This is a genomic window from Synechococcus sp. H55.2, assembly GCF_047462495.1.
GTDB lineage: Bacteria > Cyanobacteriota > Cyanobacteriia > Thermostichales > Thermostichaceae > Thermostichus.
The window spans coordinates 51994-53695 of sequence record NZ_JANSJH010000005.1 but is presented as its reverse complement, the minus strand read 5'-3'; the positions used below and the strand labels follow the sequence as shown (position 1 = coordinate 53695).

General features: G+C 61.0%; 1 protein-coding gene. It reads left to right on the top strand.

The features are described from left to right. On the top strand, positions 1–1554 hold a 1554-nt coding region (locus tag NW844_RS01560), incomplete at its 5' end, for an ATP-binding protein (RefSeq protein WP_414332879.1). Between the last annotated feature and the right edge of the window lie 148 nt (positions 1555–1702).

The window sequence follows — 1702 nt, the reverse complement described above, 5'->3', positions numbered from 1 at the left end:
GGCAGCGATATGGACGCAGCCCGACAGTTCGATGGCGTCTGGTCGTTTGATCGCCTGGTCGCGGTTCAAGCGGCTTTGGCACTGCTGCCCAAGATCCTCGGTTACCGTCCAGATCTGGCCCCTCGCTTGGAGCCGATCCGCCAGCATCTGGAGGGATCCCTGCAAAACTCTGCCAGTCAACTGAATCCAGGGCCCTTCACCGAGCGGCTGATCACCTATCTTCAGGCAGGCCAATACAAGCTGCAGCGGGCCTATCGCACCATTCAGGCTCAAGAGCGCAAGGAACGCTTGATCAACCGCATCAGCAGCGCCATTCGCCAGTCTTTGCATCCCGGCGATATCCTGACCATTGCGGTGCAGGAACTGGGGCAAGCGGCAGGAGTGGGGCGCTGTTTGATCTACCGCTACGATGGCCAGGTTCCTGCTGTCCAGATCGAGCACGAGTATCACACCCTGAGAATGGGCAGCCTCAAGGGATCCCTCTGGCCCGTGCAAAGCAACCCTTTTCTGCAGGAGGCAATGGCCTCAGCACACCTGGTGTGTTGCGAGGACAGCCAGAAGGATCCGCGTCTGCATTGCCTGCCGGAGCTGTGGCAGCCGGCCCAAATTCGCGCTTGGGTGGCTCTGCCGATTCTCTATCAGGGGCGGTTGCTGGGCCTCTTGGAGCTGCACCACGAACACCCTCGCCGCTGGCAGCCGGCCACTCTGGAGTTGGCAGAAGCCATTGCCAATCAAGTGGGGGTGGCCCTCTTACAGGCAGAAGCCTACCAGCACCTGGAAGAGCTGAATCGCCAATTGCAGGATCTGGATCGGGCCAAGTCGGAGCTGATCGCTGTGATCGGGCACGAGCTGCGCACCCCTTTGTCCACCATTCAAGTGTGTCTGGAGTCGTTGGCCAGCGATCCTCATATGCCCTTGGAGATGCGCCAGGAGATGTTGAATGCGGCTCTGCAAGATGCCGGTCGGCTGCGGGAGTTGGTGCAGGATTTTCTCACCCTCTCCAAGCTGGAAAGCGGTCGCGTTCGCTGGCATATCGAGCCGTTGTCTGCCCAAGAATGCGTGGAGCTGGCCCTGAGCAACGTCAAAGCGCGACGGCGGCACGAGGAGTTACCCACCATCGAGCAGGCGCTGCCCAGACGGCTGCCGATGGTCAAGGCGGATGGGGAATGGCTGGTGGAGGTCTTGCGCAAGCTGTTGGACAATGCCTGCAAGTTTACTCCTCCCAGCGGGCGGATCTGGATCCGGGCAGAGGTGGAGCCATCAGCCGGCGAACCTGGAGAAGCGATGGTGAGATTTACTGTGGCCGACAGTGGACGCGGCATTGAACCGGAGCGCTTACAGGTCATTTTCGAGCGGTTTTACCAGGCAGAGGGGTCCCTGCGCCGTTCCGTGGGGGGGACGGGCTTGGGGCTGGCCATCTGCCGGCTGATCATCGAGGCGATGGGGGGGCGCATCTGGGCCGAATCGGGAGGGATCAACCAGGGCAGTGCCTTCCACTTCACCCTGCCGATAGCCAACCCACAAACCCAGAGGCAGCCCTCGATGGCCGCCTGAACCCTAAGAAGTGAAGGTCTGCTGCGCTAACCTGGGATCCCAGCCGGCAAATGTAAACTGCCAATATCCAACAAATCAGGCTGCCGCAAAGCTCTGGCCTAGATCCGTAGCTCCCCTCTCCCTTTGGGAGAGGGGCTGGGGGTGAGGG